The 15,223-nt window shown below is 59.9% G+C and carries 13 protein-coding genes; all 13 read left to right on the top strand.

Annotated elements, in window-relative coordinates; translation table 11 throughout:
- Positions 1-165 precede the first annotated feature (165 nt).
- A complete protein-coding gene (locus HKK55_RS07845) occupies positions 166-903 on the top strand; it encodes a secretin N-terminal domain-containing protein (protein ID WP_169354122.1) in 738 nt (245 codons plus the stop codon).
- A gap of 510 nt (positions 904-1,413) precedes the next feature.
- A complete protein-coding gene (gene aceA / locus HKK55_RS07840) occupies positions 1,414-2,739 on the top strand; it encodes an isocitrate lyase (RefSeq protein ID WP_033057066.1) in 1,326 nt (441 codons plus the stop codon).
- A 578-nt stretch (positions 2,740-3,317) separates the two neighbouring features.
- The gene (locus HKK55_RS07835) at positions 3,318-3,731 is read left to right on the top strand and encodes an NADH-quinone oxidoreductase subunit A (protein ID WP_003223812.1); all 414 of its coding nucleotides are present in this window, start codon (positions 3,318-3,320) and stop codon (positions 3,729-3,731) included.
- Positions 3,732-3,741: 10 nt separating this feature from the next.
- Positions 3,742-4,416, top strand: coding sequence for an NADH-quinone oxidoreductase subunit B family protein (locus tag HKK55_RS07830; protein WP_020296745.1), 675 nt, complete (start codon positions 3,742-3,744; stop codon positions 4,414-4,416).
- A gap of 72 nt (positions 4,417-4,488) precedes the next feature.
- On the top strand, positions 4,489-6,273 hold the full coding sequence (gene nuoC / locus HKK55_RS07825) for an NADH-quinone oxidoreductase subunit C/D (protein ID WP_169354121.1): 1,785 nt from the start codon (positions 4,489-4,491) through the stop codon (positions 6,271-6,273).
- A 2-nt stretch (positions 6,274-6,275) separates the two neighbouring features.
- Complete coding sequence (gene nuoE / locus HKK55_RS07820) at positions 6,276-6,773, top strand: NADH-quinone oxidoreductase subunit NuoE (RefSeq protein WP_078743303.1); 498 nt, start codon at positions 6,276-6,278, stop codon at positions 6,771-6,773.
- On the top strand, positions 6,770-8,125 hold the full coding sequence (gene nuoF, locus HKK55_RS07815) for an NADH-quinone oxidoreductase subunit NuoF (protein WP_169354120.1): 1,356 nt from the start codon (positions 6,770-6,772) through the stop codon (positions 8,123-8,125). The genes nuoE and nuoF overlap by 4 nt, the downstream gene beginning before the upstream one ends.
- 135 nt (positions 8,126-8,260) lie before the next feature.
- Entirely contained in the window at positions 8,261-10,975 is a 2,715-nt protein-coding gene (nuoG, locus tag HKK55_RS07810; RefSeq protein ID WP_169354119.1) for an NADH-quinone oxidoreductase subunit NuoG, read from the top strand.
- Complete coding sequence (nuoH, locus tag HKK55_RS07805) at positions 10,972-11,979, top strand: NADH-quinone oxidoreductase subunit NuoH (RefSeq protein ID WP_084378060.1); 1,008 nt, start codon at positions 10,972-10,974, stop codon at positions 11,977-11,979. The genes nuoG and nuoH overlap by 4 nt, the downstream gene beginning before the upstream one ends.
- Before the next feature lie 11 nt (positions 11,980-11,990).
- Positions 11,991-12,539: an NADH-quinone oxidoreductase subunit NuoI gene (gene nuoI / locus HKK55_RS07800; RefSeq protein WP_169354118.1), complete on the top strand. Its 549-nt coding sequence runs from the start codon at positions 11,991-11,993 to the stop codon at positions 12,537-12,539.
- A gap of 9 nt (positions 12,540-12,548) precedes the next feature.
- Positions 12,549-13,052: an NADH-quinone oxidoreductase subunit J gene (gene nuoJ / locus HKK55_RS07795; RefSeq protein ID WP_155583986.1), complete on the top strand. Its 504-nt coding sequence runs from the start codon at positions 12,549-12,551 to the stop codon at positions 13,050-13,052.
- A gap of 2 nt (positions 13,053-13,054) precedes the next feature.
- Positions 13,055-13,363: an NADH-quinone oxidoreductase subunit NuoK gene (nuoK, locus tag HKK55_RS07790; protein ID WP_003219560.1), complete on the top strand. Its 309-nt coding sequence runs from the start codon at positions 13,055-13,057 to the stop codon at positions 13,361-13,363.
- The gene (nuoL, locus tag HKK55_RS07785; RefSeq protein WP_169354117.1) at positions 13,360-15,213 is read left to right on the top strand and encodes an NADH-quinone oxidoreductase subunit L; all 1,854 of its coding nucleotides are present in this window, start codon (positions 13,360-13,362) and stop codon (positions 15,211-15,213) included. The genes nuoK and nuoL overlap by 4 nt, the downstream gene beginning before the upstream one ends.
- Positions 15,214-15,223 lie beyond the last annotated feature (10 nt).

The raw sequence follows: 15,223 nt of genomic DNA, 5'->3' as shown, positions 1-15,223 counted from the left end.
GTCAAAATGTGGGAGCGGGCTTACTCGCGAAGGCAATATCAGCAATACCCCAAAAGGCCCTGCCATCCACCGATGCCAGGGCCTTTTGCCGTCTACGATTCAACTTGCCCCCAGCCAGGCCGACAAACTGGCAGAATCATTCTTTGAATCGCAGAGATAACGGACATGTCCCTACGCACGCTGCTCACCACCCTGCTCCTGGCCGCCAGTTTCTCGGTGATGGCCGCCACCGAAGTCGTCCCCCTGAGCAATCGCACCAGCGCCGACCTATTGCCGGTGGCGCAGAATTTCATCGGCAAGGACGGCACCGTCAGCGCCTACGGCAATCAACTGATCGTCAATGCCGAACCTGAGAAGATCCAAGCCCTGCGCGCCCTGCTCACGCAACTGGACACCCCATCCAAACGCCTGCTGATCACCGTCGACACCAACGAAAACAACCAGCAGAGCAACGGTGACAACCAAACTCAGATCATCACCTACAGCACCGAGAGCCGCGATGGCGGGATCCAGCAGATCCAGGCCAGCGAAGGCGTGCCCGCACTGATCCAGATCGGCCAGAGCGTACCGCTGACCACCACCCAGCCAGACGCCTACGGCCGTCCGCAAAACCAGACCCAGTATCGCAACGTGACCCAGGGTTTCTACGTCACCGCCAGCGTCACTGGTGAGACCGTTCACCTGAGCATCAGTACCAATCGTGACCGTATGAGCCAGGAACGTCCCGATGTAGTGAACGTGCAGAGTACCGACACAACCGTCAGCGGACGCCTGGGCGAGTGGATCACCCTCGCTGGTGTTAATCGTCAGACTCAGGCCGACAAAACCGGTACAACCCGCAGCTACTCTACTCAGGGCCGGGATGACCTGAGCCTCAAGGTCAAAGTCGAGACCCTGAACTGAAGCACCAAAAACTGACTGGCAAGTCGCATTAGACTAAAGATGTAGTGCTTTAAAAAAAGCACTACAAAACATTTGACGATCCAAAAAAGCATGGGCATGATGGCCTCGCTCCCGCTAATCAGGGGCCCTGGCAAGGGCCTTCGGATCGCCGCTCTAAGCTACCCACCTGAGCCGATTCGTGTCTGTACCGCCCACAAGGTGTGTTTGACGAGGTTGCGACTGGAACGAAGTTGTCCCGAGGGACGGAAGCTAACCAGGTAACCCGGCAATACACTGACTGACCGTACCAAGGCCCACGATGCCCGAAGACTGTCCGCAGCTCGCCCTTACCTCGCTCGTCTTCCCCTCTTGAGCCTATCGTTCATCCCGTCGCCTTCCCCGTCGAACCTGACCTGACCGCCTAAGCTTCTGGTCAGCGAGCCGCCATTCCCACGCACCGCATACGTGGCTGGCAAACGGAATTTTCAACCCAGTAGTTTTTCCACAAAAGACGCGACGAGGTTTTTCCCCATGGCACTGACACGCGAACAGCAAATTGCAGCCCTTGAAAAAGACTGGGCTGAAAACCCACGCTGGAAAGGCGTGACCCGCGCTTACTCCGCTGCTGACGTCGTCCGCCTGCGTGGCTCGGTTCAACCTGAGCACACCTTTGCAAAACTGGGCGCCGAGAAGCTGTGGAACCTGGTGACCCAGGGTGCCAAGCCATCCTTCCGTCCCGATAAAGATTTCGTCAACTGCATGGGCGCCCTGACCGGCGGCCAGGCTGTGCAACAAGTCAAGGCCGGTATCCAGGCGATCTACCTGTCGGGCTGGCAAGTGGCTGCGGACAACAACTCCGCCGAATCGATGTACCCGGACCAGTCGCTGTACCCGGTGGACTCCGTACCAACCGTGGTCAAGCGCATCAACAACTCGTTCCGTCGCGCCGACCAGATCCAGTGGAAGGCCGGTAAAGGTCCGGGCGACGAAGGCTACATCGACTACTTCGCGCCAATCGTGGCTGACGCCGAAGCCGGTTTCGGCGGCGTACTGAACGCCTACGAGCTGATGAAAAGCATGATCGAGGCAGGCGCTGCCGGCGTTCACTTCGAAGACCAACTGGCTTCCGTGAAAAAATGCGGCCACATGGGCGGCAAGGTACTGGTTCCAACCCAGGAAGCCGTACAGAAGCTGACCGCTGCCCGCCTGGCAGCTGACGTGGCCGGCACCCCGACCATCATCCTGGCCCGTACCGACGCCAACGCAGCTGACTTGCTGACTTCGGACTGCGACCCGTACGACCAGCCATTCGTGACTGGCGAACGTACCCAGGAAGGCTTCTATAAAGTGCGCGCCGGTCTCGACCAGGCTATCGCTCGCGGCCTGGCCTACGCACCGTACGCCGACCTGATCTGGTGCGAAACCGCCAAGCCAGACCTGGACGAAGCCCGTCGTTTCGCTGAAGCGATCAAAAAGGAATACCCGGACCAACTGCTGTCCTACAACTGCTCGCCTTCTTTCAACTGGAAGAAGAACCTGGACGACGCGACCATCGCCAAGTTCCAGCGCGAGCTGTCCGCCATGGGCTACAAGCACCAGTTCATTACCCTGGCCGGCATTCACAACATGTGGCACAGCATGTTCAACCTGGCGCACGACTACGCCCGCAACGACATGACTGCCTACGTGAAGCTGCAAGAGCAGGAATTCGCTGACGCCTCCAAGGGTTACACCTTCGTGGCTCACCAGCAGGAAGTGGGCACTGGCTACTTCGACGACATGACCACCGTGATCCAGGGCGGCTCCTCGTCCGTGACCGCGCTGACCGGTTCGACCGAAGAAGAACAGTTCCACTGAGTGACTTGAGTACACGGCCATTGCGGATCCGTTAAAAAGCTAACCGCAGTGCCGCACGATCTGACGCCCCGACTGGTTCGGGGCGTTTTTTTGCATCTGAAAACACCGCAGTTCAAATGTGGGGCTTGCTCGCTCCCACAAGGGGAATGGCACCAACCTCGAGGATTTGCGCAAAACATTGATCCAGTGCGGTATTTGCATCGCCAAATTCAGTTAAAAGATCCGCTTTACCAACTTGCGCCGAACGGGCAAGTAACAACAACTTCCCCCGTTACATGCCAAACACCCGTTTAAAACCCACCCAAACAATATTCATTATCATTTAGAGCGCAAAAACTTCGTTACAGGTTAAACAAAACATAATTCACAAAAACCCGGCTAATGCCCGCGCAGCATGGGCTGCAGCCTTACAAAGGTGCACTATGTCCTTATTCCACCGAATAATTTCGCCACAGGAATTTTACTTGCCCGGTGTTTAGCCATAAAATCACCGCGATTGATTGCGCTGCGACATATCGTCACTGCATCGTTACTTTTTCAAGCTCAGAGACCCTTGCTCTCTGTTAAGGATTTTCAGCATGCCCGAAGCGACAGGACTCATGGCCCACAACTGGGGCTTTGCCATTTTCCTTCTGGGTGTTGTTGGCCTTTGCGCCTTCATGCTCGGCGTATCCAGCCTCCTGGGGTCAAAAGCCTGGGGTCGCAGCAAAAACGAACCGTTCGAGTCCGGCATGCTACCTACAGGTGGCGCCCGCTTGCGGCTCTCAGCCAAATTCTATCTGGTCGCGATGCTCTTCGTGATCTTCGATATCGAAGCCCTCTTTCTCTTTGCCTGGTCTGTGTCTGTTCGCGAAAGCGGCTGGACCGGATTCGTCGAAGCTCTCGTTTTCATAGCAATTCTGTTGGCAGGCCTTGTCTACCTATTTCGAGTGGGCGCCCTTGATTGGGCTCCGGAAGCTCGTCGCAAGCGGCAAGCGAAGCTGAAACAATGAGGCTTTGGCGATGCAATACAATCTCACCAGGATCGACCCGGATGCTCCTAACGAGCAGTACCCCATCGGCGAACGGGAAACCGTTTCCGATCCGTTAGAAGACCAAGTCCACAAAAACATCTACATGGGCAAGCTGGAAGACGTGCTGAATGGCGCGGTCAACTGGGGACGTAAGAACTCCCTGTGGCCGTACAACTTCGGTCTGTCCTGCTGCTACGTGGAAATGACCACCGCCTTCACGGCGCCCCACGACATCGCGCGCTTTGGCGCCGAAGTTATCCGGGCATCGCCGCGTCAGGCGGACTTCATGGTTATCGCCGGAACCTGCTTTATCAAGATGGCGCCGATCATTCAGCGTCTCTACGAGCAAATGCTCGAGCCAAAGTGGGTTATCTCCATGGGTTCGTGCGCCAACTCCGGTGGCATGTACGACATCTACTCCGTGGTTCAAGGGGTGGACAAGTTTCTGCCCGTGGACGTCTACGTGCCTGGCTGCCCGCCCCGCCCTGAAGCATTCCTGCAAGGCTTGATGCTGTTGCAAGAATCGATTGGCAAGGAGCGTCGCCCACTTTCCTGGGTTGTCGGAGATCAAGGCGTATACCGCGCCGAGATGCCGTCACAAAAGGAACAGCGCCGCGAACAGCGTATTCAGGTCACTAACCTGCGCAGCCCCGACGAAGTCTGATCCAGACCGCTTCTTCTATAGAACGAAAACCTGGCTTCATTCTTTACGTTGACCGAAAGCGATAAAAAAACCATGACTACAGGCAGCGCTCTGTACATCCCGCCTTATAAGGCAGACGACCAGGATGTGGTCGTCGAACTCAATAACCGTTTTGGCCCTGACGCCTTCACCGCCCAGGCCACACGCACCGGTATGCCGGTGCTGTGGGTGGCGCGTGCCAAGCTCGTCGAAGTCCTGAGCTTCCTGCGCAACCTGCCCAAGCCGTACGTCATGCTCTATGACCTGCATGGCGTGGACGAACGCCTGCGCACCAAGCGCCAGGGCTTGCCGAGCGGCGCCGACTTCACCGTGTTCTACCACCTGATGTCGCTGGAACGTAACAGCGACGTGATGATCAAGGTTGCCCTGTCCGAGAGCGATCTGAGCATTCCGACCGTGACCGGTATCTGGCCAAACGCCAACTGGTACGAGCGTGAAGTGTGGGACATGTTCGGCATCGATTTCCCGGGCCACCCGCACCTGTCGCGCATCATGATGCCGCCGACCTGGGAAGGTCACCCGCTGCGCAAGGACTTCCCTGCCCGCGCCACCGAATTCGACCCGTTCAGCCTGACCCTCGCCAAGCAGCAGCTTGAAGAGGAAGCCGCACGCTTCCGTCCAGAAGACTGGGGCATGAAACGCTCCGGCACCAACGAGGACTACATGTTCCTCAATTTGGGCCCGAACCACCCTTCGGCCCACGGTGCCTTCCGCATCATCCTGCAACTGGACGGCGAAGAAATCGTCGACTGCGTGCCTGACGTCGGTTACCACCACCGTGGCGCCGAGAAGATGGCCGAGCGTCAGTCCTGGCACAGCTTCATCCCGTACACCGACCGTATCGACTACCTCGGCGGCGTGATGAACAACCTGCCGTACGTGCTCTCGGTCGAGAAGCTGGCAGGCATCAAGGTTCCGGACCGGGTCGACACCATCCGCATCATGATGGCCGAGTTCTTCCGGATCACCAGCCACCTGCTGTTCCTGGGTACCTATATCCAGGACGTCGGCGCCATGACTCCGGTGTTCTTCACCTTCACCGACCGTCAGCGCGCCTACAAGGTCATCGAAGCCATCACCGGTTTCCGTCTGCACCCGGCCTGGTACCGCATCGGCGGCGTCGCACACGACCTGCCGAACGGCTGGGAGCGTCTGGTCAAGGAATTCATCGACTGGATGCCCAAGCGTCTGGACGAGTACCAGAAAGCCGCCCTGGACAACAGCATCCTCAAGGGCCGGACCATCGGCGTCGCTGCCTACAACACCAAAGAGGCCCTGGAATGGGGCGTCACCGGTGCTGGCCTGCGTTCCACCGGTTGCGATTTCGACCTGCGCAAGGCGCGTCCGTACTCCGGCTACGAGAACTTCGAATTTGAAGTTCCGCTGGCGGCCAACGGCGATGCCTACGACCGTTGCATCGTGCGCGTCGAAGAAATGCGCCAGAGCCTGAAAATCATCGAGCAGTGCATGCGCAACATGCCGGCTGGCCCGTACAAGGCGGATCACCCGCTGACCACGCCGCCGCCGAAAGAACGCACGCTGCAGCACATCGAGACCTTGATCACGCACTTCCTGCAAGTTTCGTGGGGCCCGGTGATGCCGGCCAACGAGTCCTTCCAGATGATTGAAGCGACCAAGGGCATCAACAGTTATTACCTGACGAGCGATGGCGGCACCATGAGCTACCGCACCCGGATTCGTACCCCAAGCTTCCCGCACCTGCAGCAGATCCCTTCGGTGATCAAAGGTGAAATGGTCGCGGACTTGATTGCGTACCTGGGTAGTATCGATTTCGTTATGGCCGACGTGGACCGCTAAGCATGAACAGCACGCTTATCCAGACAGACCGTTTCACCTTGAGTGAAACCGAGCGCTCGGCCATCGAGCACGAGCTGCATCACTACGAAGACCCGCGCGCGGCGTCGATCGAAGCCTTGAAGATCGTCCAGAAGGAACGTGGCTGGGTGCCGGACGGCGCCCTCTACGCCATCGGCGAACTGCTGGGCATCCCCGCCAGCGACGTTGAAGGCGTGGCGACGTTCTACAGCCAGATCTTCCGCCAGCCGGTGGGCCGCCACATCATTCGCGTATGCGACAGCATGGTCTGCTACATCGGCGGCCACGAATCCGTGGTCAGCGAAATCCAGAGCAAGCTGGGCATCGGCCTGGGCCAGACCACTCCGGACGGGCGCTTCACGCTGCTGCCGGTGTGCTGCCTGGGCAACTGTGACAAGGCGCCGGCGTTGATGATCGACGACGACACATTCGGCGACGTGCAGCCTGCTGGCGTCACCCAATTGCTCGAGGGCTACCCATGACCCTGACTTCCTTCGGTCCTGCCAACCGCATCAAGCGGTCGGCCGAGACTCACCCGCTGACCTGGCGCCTGCGTGACGACGGCGAAGCCGTATGGCTCGACGAGTACCAGGCCAAGAACGGCTACGCTGCCGCCCGTAAAGCCTTTGCCGACATGGCCCAGGACGACATCGTCCAGACCGTGAAAGACGCAGGCCTTAAAGGCCGTGGCGGTGCAGGCTTCCCCACGGGTGTGAAGTGGGGCCTGATGCCCAAGGACGAGTCCATCAACATCCGCTACCTGCTGTGCAACGCGGATGAAATGGAGCCCAACACCTGGAAAGACCGCATGCTGATGGAGCAACTGCCCCATCTGCTGATCGAAGGCATGCTGATCAGTGCTCGCGCGCTGAAAACCTACCGGGGCTACATCTTCCTGCGGGGTGAATACACCACCGCCGCCAAGCACCTCAACCGTGCCGTGGAAGAAGCCAAGGCCGCTGGCCTGCTGGGTAAAAATATCCTGGGCAGCGGCTTCGATTTCGAGCTGTTCGTGCACACCGGCGCCGGGCGTTATATCTGCGGTGAAGAAACCGCACTGATCAACTCCCTCGAAGGCCGCCGCGCCAACCCGCGCTCCAAGCCTCCCTTCCCTGCCGCCGTGGGCGTGTGGGGCAAGCCGACTTGTGTGAACAACGTTGAAACCCTGTGCAACGTGCCGGCGATCATTGCCGACGGCGTGGACTGGTACAAATCGTTGGCCCGCGAAGGCAGCGAAGACATGGGCACCAAGCTCATGGGCTTCTCCGGCAAGGTCAAGAACCCGGGCCTGTGGGAACTGCCATTCGGCGTCACCGGTCGCGAGCTGTTCGAAGACTACGCCGGCGGCATGCGCGACGGTTACACCCTCAAGGCCTGGCAGCCTGGCGGCGCCGGTACCGGCTTCCTGTTGCCCGAGCACCTGGACGCACAAATGTATGCCGGTGGCATCGCCAAAGTGGGCACCCGTATGGGTACCGGCCTGGCCATGGCTGTAGACAACACCGTCAACATGGTGTCGTTGCTGCGCAACATGGAAGAGTTCTTCTCCCGCGAATCCTGCGGCTTCTGCACCCCTTGCCGTGACGGCCTGCCCTGGAGCGTCAAGCTTCTGCGCGCCATCGAGAACGGTGAAGGCCAGGCCGGTGATATCGAGACCCTGCTGGGTCTGGTCGGTTTCCTCGGCCCAGGCAAGACCTTCTGTGCTCACGCACCGGGCGCCGTGGAGCCATTGGGCAGCGCAATCAAATACTTCCGCTCGGAGTTCGAAGCCGGCATCGCGCCTACCAGCGCCGCCGTGCCGCCTCTGGCAAGGCCGATCGTAGTCGGCGCGTAACGCTTAAAAAGGCGAAGGGTCCGTGCCCTTCGTCTTCGTGTGTGATGACGCCTTAACGGCTGTGTTGATTCACACCCATAACAAGATTCCATTAGCCACGCCCGCTGACACCGGGCCAACGAAGAACTTTGAACCATGGCCACTATCCACGTAGACGGCAAAGAGCTCGAAGTCGATGGGGCAGACAACCTGTTACAGGCGTGTCTGTCGCTAGGCCTCGACATCCCTTATTTCTGCTGGCACCCCGCCCTTGGCAGCGTTGGCGCTTGCCGCCAGTGCGCGGTCAAGCAGTACACCGACGAGAACGACACCCGTGGTCGTATCGTCATGTCCTGCATGACGCCCGCCACCGACGGCAGCTGGATCTCCATCGAAGACGAAGAAGCGAAAGTGTTTCGCGCCAGCGTCGTCGAATGGCTGATGACCAACCACCCCCACGACTGCCCGGTCTGTGAGGAAGGCGGTCACTGCCACCTGCAAGACATGACAGTGATGACCGGCCACAACGAGCGCCGTTATCGCTTCACCAAGCGTACCCACCAGAACCAGCAACTGGGCCCGTTCATTTCCCACGAAATGAACCGCTGCATCGCTTGCTACCGCTGCGTGCGCTTCTATAAAGACTACGCCGGCGGCACCGACCTCGGTGTATTCGGCGCCCACGACAACGTGTACTTCGGTCGCGTTGAAGACGGCACCCTGGAAAGCGAGTTCTCCGGCAACCTCACCGAGGTCTGCCCGACCGGTGTGTTCACCGACAAGACTCACTCCGAGCGCTACAACCGTAAGTGGGACATGCAGTTCTCGCCGAGCATCTGCCATGGCTGCTCCAGCGGTTGCAACATCTCCCCGGGCGAACGCTACGGCGAACTGCGTCGGATCGAAAACCGCTTCAACGGTTCGGTCAACCAGTACTTCCTGTGCGACCGTGGCCGTTTCGGCTATGGCTACGTCAACCGTGAAGACCGCCCTCGCCAGCCGCTGCTGGCCGATGGCGCCAAGCTGAGCCTGGACGAAGCACTGGATAAAGCCGCTGACCTGCTGCGTGGTCGCAATATCGTCGGTATCGGTTCGCCCCGTGCCAGCCTCGAAAGCAACTACGCGTTGCGCGAACTGGTCGGCGCCGAGCACTTCTACTCCGGTATTGAAGCCTCCGAGCTGGAGCGCATCCGTCTGGTCCTGCAAGTGCTGAACGACAGCCCGCTGCCGGTTCCGAACATGCGCGACATCGAAGACCACGACGCGATCTTCGTCCTCGGTGAAGACCTGACCCAGACCGCCGCTCGCATGGCCCTGGCCCTGCGCCAGTCGGTCAAGGGCAAGGCCGAAGACATGGCCGACGCCATGCGCGTCCAGCCGTGGCTCGACGCTGCGGTGAAAAACATCGGCCAGCACGCGCTGAACCCGCTGTTTATCGCCAGCCTGGCTGAAACCAAGCTCGACGACATCGCTGAAGAATGCGTACACGCAGCGCCCGACGACCTGGCTCGCATCGGTTTCGCCGTGGCCCACGCCCTCGACGCCAGCGCGCCTGCCGTTGAAGGCCTGGACGCTGAAGCCATTGAACTGGCCAAGCGCATCGCCGACGCCCTGCTGGCAGCCAAGCGTCCACTGATCATCGCCGGTACCTCTCTGGGTTCCAAGGCACTGATCGAAGCCGCTGCCAACATCGCCAAAGCTTTGAAACTGCGCGAGAAGAACGGCTCCATCAGCCTGATCGTGCCGGAAGCCAACAGCCTCGGCCTGGCCATGCTCGGTGGCGACTCGCTTGATGCTGCGTTGCAAGCCGTGATCGATGGCAGTAGCGATGCCATCGTGGTACTGGAAAACGACCTGTACACCCGTACTGATTCGGCCAAGGTCGACGCAGCGCTGAACGCAGCCAAAGTGCTGATCGTTGCCGACCACCAGAAAACCGCCACCAGCGACCGTGCTGATCTGGTCCTGCCTGCGGCGAGCTTTGCCGAAGGCGACGGCACTTTGGTCAGCCAGGAAGGCCGCGCCCAGCGCTTCTTCCAGGTCTTCGATCCGAAGTACATGGACGCCAGCATCCTGGTTCACGAAGGCTGGCGCTGGCTGCATGCCCTGCGCGTGACCCTGCTGAACCAGCCGATCGACTGGACCCAGCTCGACCACGTGACCGCAGCCGTCGCCGCAAGTGCACCGCAGCTTGCCCGGATTGTCGACGCAGCACCGTCCGCCGCGTTCCGCATCAAGGGCATGAAACTGGCCCGCGAACCGTTGCGTTACTCCGGCCGTACCGCCATGCGCGCAGACATCAGCGTGCACGAACCGCGTACGCCACAAGACAACGACACCGCGTTTGCCTTCTCCATGGAAGGTTACTCGGGTTCGGTCGAGCCACGTCAGCAGGTGCCTTTCGCCTGGTCGCCGGGCTGGAACTCGCCGCAAGCCTGGAACAAGTTCCAGGACGAAGTCGGTGGTCATATCCGAGCTGGCGACCCGGGCACCCGCCTGATCGAAAGCCAGGGTGACACGCTGAACTGGTTCGCCGCTGTGCCGCGTCCGTTCAACCCGGCCCCGGGTACCTGGCAGGTTGTGCCGTTCTTCCACCTGTTCGGCAGCGAAGAGACCTCTTCCAAAGCCGCCCCGGTTCAAGAGCGCATTCCAGCTGCCTATGTATCCCTGGCCAAGTCCGAAGCCGATCGCCTGGGCGTCAACGACGGTGCCCTGCTCAGCCTGAACGTAGCCGGCCAGACCCTGCGCCTGCCACTGCGTATCAATGAAGAGCTGGGTGTAGGCCTGGTTGCATTGCCAGCAGGTATCGCGGGCATTCCTCCAGCCATTTTCGGCAAAACCGTTGACGGTCTGCAGGAGGCAGCGCAATGACCTGGTTCACCCCTGAAGTGATCGACGTGATCATCGCGGTCCTCAAGGCCATCGTGATCCTGTTGGCCGTGGTCGTGGCGGGCGCCCTGCTCAGCTTCGTCGAACGTCGCCTGCTGGGTTGGTGGCAGGACCGTTATGGTCCGAACCGCGTTGGCCCGTTCGGCATGTTCCAGATCGCCGCCGACATGCTGAAAATGTTCTTCAAGGAAGACTGGACTCCGCCGTTTGCCGACAAGGTGATCTTCACCCTGGCACCGGTCGTGGCCATGAGTGCCTTGCTGATTGCCTTCGCAGTCATCCCGATCACCCCGACCTGGGGCGTGGCGGACCTGAACATCGGCTTGCTGTTCTTCTTCGCCATGGCCGGTCTGTCGGTCTACGCGGTGCTGTTCGCCGGTTGGGCCAGTAACAACAAGTTCGCCCTGCTGGGCAGCTTGCGGGCCTCGGCCCAGACCGTGTCCTACGAAGTGTTCATGGGCCTGGCGCTGATGGGCATCGTGGTGCAGGTTGGCTCGTTCAACATGCGCGACATCGTCGAGTACCAGGCGCAGAACCTGTGGTTCATCATTCCGCAGTTCTTTGGCTTCTGTACCTTCTTCATCGCAGGCGTCGCCGTGACTCACCGTCACCCCTTCGACCAGCCGGAAGCGGAACAGGAACTGGCCGACGGCTACCACATTGAATACGCCGGCATGAAATGGGGCATGTTCTTCGTCGGTGAGTACATCGGCATCATCTTGATCTCGGCCCTGCTGGTCACGCTGTTCTTCGGTGGCTGGCATGGTCCGTTCGGCATCCTGCCTCAGTTGGCCTTCTTCTGGTTCTTCCTGAAGACCGCGTTCTTCATCATGTTGTTCATCCTGTTGCGCGCCTCTATCCCGCGTCCACGGTATGACCAGGTGATGGATTTCAGCTGGAGATTCTGCCTGCCGCTGACCCTGATCAATTTGCTGGTGACTGCTGCCGTTGTGTTGTTGAACACGCCAGCGGGCGCGGTTCAGTGAGGATTTGACCCATGTTCAAATATATTGGCGACATCATTAAGGGTACCGGTACCCAGTTGCGAAGCCTGGTGATGATATTCGGTCACGGCTTTCGTAAACGCGACACCCTGCAATACCCGGAAGAAGCGGTCTACTTGCCGCCGCGTTATCGCGGCCGCATCGTCCTGACCCGCGACCCCGACGGCGAAGAGCGCTGTGTAGCCTGCAACCTGTGCGCCGTGGCGTGCCCGGTAGGCTGCATCTCGCTGCAGAAAGCTGAAACCGAAGACGGTCGCTGGTACCCGGACTTCTTCCGCATCAACTTCTCGCGCTGCATTTTCTGCGGCCTCTGTGAGGAAGCCTGCCCGACCACCGCGATCCAGCTGACACCGGATTTCGAGATGGCCGAGTTCAAACGTCAGGACCTGGTGTACGAGAAAGAAGATCTGTTGATCTCTGGTCCCGGTAAAAACCCTGATTACAACTTCTATCGTGTTGCAGGTATGGCCATTGCCGGTAAGCCAAAAGGCGCCGCGCAAAACGAAGCCGAGCCGATCAACGTGAAGAGCTTGCTGCCTTAAGGAAGAAAGATGGAATTCGCTTTCTATTTCGCATCGGGTATTGCAGTGGTGTCCACGCTTCGCGTGATCACCAACACGAACCCCGTGCACGCCCTGCTCTACCTGATCATTTCGTTGATCGCCGTGGCCATGACCTTCTTCAGCCTCGGCGCACCGTTCGCCGGTGTCCTGGAAGTGATCGCCTACGCCGGCGCCATCATGGTGCTGTTCGTGTTCGTGGTGATGATGCTCAACCTGGGGCCGGCTTCGGTCGCCCAGGAACGCGTCTGGCTCAAGCCCGGCATCTGGCTCGGTCCGGTGATCCTGGCTGCCCTGCTGCTGGCTGAACTGCTGTATGTGCTGTTCGCTCACCAGAGCGGCCACGCCATCGGCCACACCACCGTAGACGCCAAGGCCGTGGGCATCAGCCTGTTCGGTCCGTACCTGCTGGTGGTCGAACTGGCTTCGATGCTGCTGCTCGCTGCAGCCATCACCGCCTTCCACTTGGGCCGCAACGAAGCCAAGGAGCAATGACGATGCCTGCTATCCCTTTGGAGCATGGTCTGGCGGTTGCCGGCATCCTGTTCTGCCTTGGCCTGGTCGGCCTGATGGTTCGCCGTAACATTCTGTTTGTGTTGATGAGCCTGGAAATCATGATGAACGCTGCCGCACTCGCGTTCATCGTGGCGGGTAGCCGTTGGGGCCAGCCGGATGGACAAGTCATGTTCATCCTGGTGATCAGCCTGGCAGCCGCCGAGGCCAGCATTGGCCTGGCGATCCTGCTGCAACTGTATCGTCGCTTCCACACGCTTGATATCGACGCTGCCAGTGAGATGCGCGGATGAACATGATCTTTCTGACTTTCCTGTTTCCCCTGATCGGTTTCCTGCTGCTGTCGTTCTCTCGTGGACGCTGGTCGGAAAACCTCTCGGCCCTGGTCGGCGTCGGTTCCATCGGCTTGTCGGCGATTGTCGCGGCTTATGTGATCTGGCAATTCAACGTCGCACCGCCTGAAGGTGGTCACTACACCCTGGTGCTGTGGCAATGGATGTCGGTGGACGGCTTCAAGCCCAACTTCGCCCTGTACGTCGATGGCCTGTCGATCACCATGCTGGGCGTGGTGGTGGGTGTTGGCTTCCTGATCCACCTGTTCGCGTCCTGGTACATGCGCGGTGAGGCCGGTTACTCGCGCTTCTTCGCTTACACCAACCTGTTTATCGCCAGCATGCTGTTCCTGGTACTGGGCGATAACCTGTTGTTCCTGTACTTCGGCTGGGAAGGCGTGGGCCTGTGCTCGTACCTGTTGATCGGTTTCTACTACAGCAACCGCAACAACGGTAACGCGGCACTCAAGGCCTTTATCGTCACCCGTATCGGCGACGTGTTCATGGCCATCGGCCTGTTCATCCTGTTCCAACAAGTGGGCACGCTGAACATCCAGGAACTGCTGGTGCTGGCACCGCAGAAATTCCAGGTCGGTGACTTCTGGATCACCCTGGCGACCCTGATGCTGCTGGGTGGCGCTGTCGGTAAATCCGCACAACTGCCGCTGCAAACCTGGCTGGCAGATGCGATGGCGGGCCCTACCCCGGTTTCGGCACTGATCCACGCCGCAACCATGGTAACCGCCGGTGTCTACCTGATCGCCCGTACCCACGGCCTGTTCACCCTGGCACCGGAGATTCTGCATCTCGTCGGTCTGGTCGGTGGCGTGACCCTGGTACTGGCGGGCTTCGCGGCCCTGGTTCAGACCGACATCAAGCGGATCCTCGCCTATTCGACCATGAGCCAGATCGGCTACATGTTCCTGGCCCTGGGCGTCGGCGCCTGGGACGGCGCGATCTTCCACCTGATGACCCACGCCTTCTTCAAGGCCCTGCTGTTCCTTGCGTCCGGTGCGGTGATCGTTGCCTGCCACCACGAGCAGAACATCTTCAAGATGGGCGGCCTGTGGAAGAAACTGCCGTTGGCCTACGCCAGCTTCATCGTCGGTGGTGCGGCCTTGTCGGCCCTGCCACTGGTGACCGCAGGTTTCTACTCCAAAGACGAAATCCTCTGGGAAGCCTTTGCCAGCGGTAACCAGGGTCTGCTGTATGCAGGCCTGGTGGGTGCATTCATGACCTCGCTGTACACCTTCCGCCTGATCTTCATCACGTTCCACGGTGAAGCCAAGACCGAAGCCCACGCAGGCCATGGCATTTCCCACTGGTTGCCACTGTCGGTGCTGATCATCCTGTCGACCTTCGTCGGTGCCATGATCACCCCGCCGCTGGCCGGTGTACTGCCACAAAGCGTCGGCCATGCCGGCGGCGAAGCCAAGCACAGCCTGGAACTCGCCTCGGGTGCCATTGCCATCGCAGGTATCCTGCTGGCGGCCCTGCTGTTCCTCGGCAAGCGCCGCTTCGCCACCGCCGTTGCCAACAGTGGCATTGGCCGCTTCCTTTCGGCCTGGTGGTTCGCTGCCTGGGGCTTCGACTGGATCTACGACAAACTGTTCGTCAAGCCTTACCTTGCCATCAGCCATGTACTGCGCAAAGACCCGCTCGACCAGACCATCGGTTTGATCCCGCGCGCTGCCAAGGCCGGTCATACCGCCCTGAGCCGCAGCGAGACAGGCCAATTGCGTTGGTATGCAGCTTCTATGGCGGCCGGTGCCGTTCTGGTGATCGGCGCCATCGTCGTGGTAGCGGTCTGACCATGCCTAA

It is taken from the genome of Pseudomonas sp. ADAK18 (assembly GCF_012935695.1).
In the GTDB taxonomy this organism is placed as follows: Bacteria; Pseudomonadota; Gammaproteobacteria; order Pseudomonadales; family Pseudomonadaceae; genus Aquipseudomonas.
The sequence above is the reverse complement of the archived record's forward strand: the minus strand, read 5'-3'. Positions and strand labels throughout refer to the sequence as shown.

What these genes read in the sequence shown, in the direction of transcription:
- nuoH (WP_084378060.1), top strand. Translation starts at nt 10,972, where the DNA reads ATGACCTGGTTCACCCCTGAAGTGATCGACGTGATCATCGCGGTCCTC.
- HKK55_RS07845 (WP_169354122.1), top strand. Translation starts at nt 166, where the DNA reads ATGTCCCTACGCACGCTGCTCACCACCCTGCTCCTGGCCGCCAGTTTC.
- aceA (WP_033057066.1), top strand. Translation starts at nt 1,414, where the DNA reads ATGGCACTGACACGCGAACAGCAAATTGCAGCCCTTGAAAAAGACTGG.
- nuoF (WP_169354120.1), top strand. Translation starts at nt 6,770, where the DNA reads ATGACCCTGACTTCCTTCGGTCCTGCCAACCGCATCAAGCGGTCGGCC.
- HKK55_RS07835 (WP_003223812.1), top strand. Translation starts at nt 3,318, where the DNA reads ATGCCCGAAGCGACAGGACTCATGGCCCACAACTGGGGCTTTGCCATT.
- HKK55_RS07830 (WP_020296745.1), top strand. Translation starts at nt 3,742, where the DNA reads ATGCAATACAATCTCACCAGGATCGACCCGGATGCTCCTAACGAGCAG.
- nuoG (WP_169354119.1), top strand. Translation starts at nt 8,261, where the DNA reads ATGGCCACTATCCACGTAGACGGCAAAGAGCTCGAAGTCGATGGGGCA.
- nuoJ (WP_155583986.1), top strand. Translation starts at nt 12,549, where the DNA reads ATGGAATTCGCTTTCTATTTCGCATCGGGTATTGCAGTGGTGTCCACG.
- nuoL (WP_169354117.1), top strand. Translation starts at nt 13,360, where the DNA reads ATGAACATGATCTTTCTGACTTTCCTGTTTCCCCTGATCGGTTTCCTG.
- nuoK (WP_003219560.1), top strand. Translation starts at nt 13,055, where the DNA reads ATGCCTGCTATCCCTTTGGAGCATGGTCTGGCGGTTGCCGGCATCCTG.
- nuoE (WP_078743303.1), top strand. Translation starts at nt 6,276, where the DNA reads ATGAACAGCACGCTTATCCAGACAGACCGTTTCACCTTGAGTGAAACC.
- nuoC (WP_169354121.1), top strand. Translation starts at nt 4,489, where the DNA reads ATGACTACAGGCAGCGCTCTGTACATCCCGCCTTATAAGGCAGACGAC.
- nuoI (WP_169354118.1), top strand. Translation starts at nt 11,991, where the DNA reads ATGTTCAAATATATTGGCGACATCATTAAGGGTACCGGTACCCAGTTG.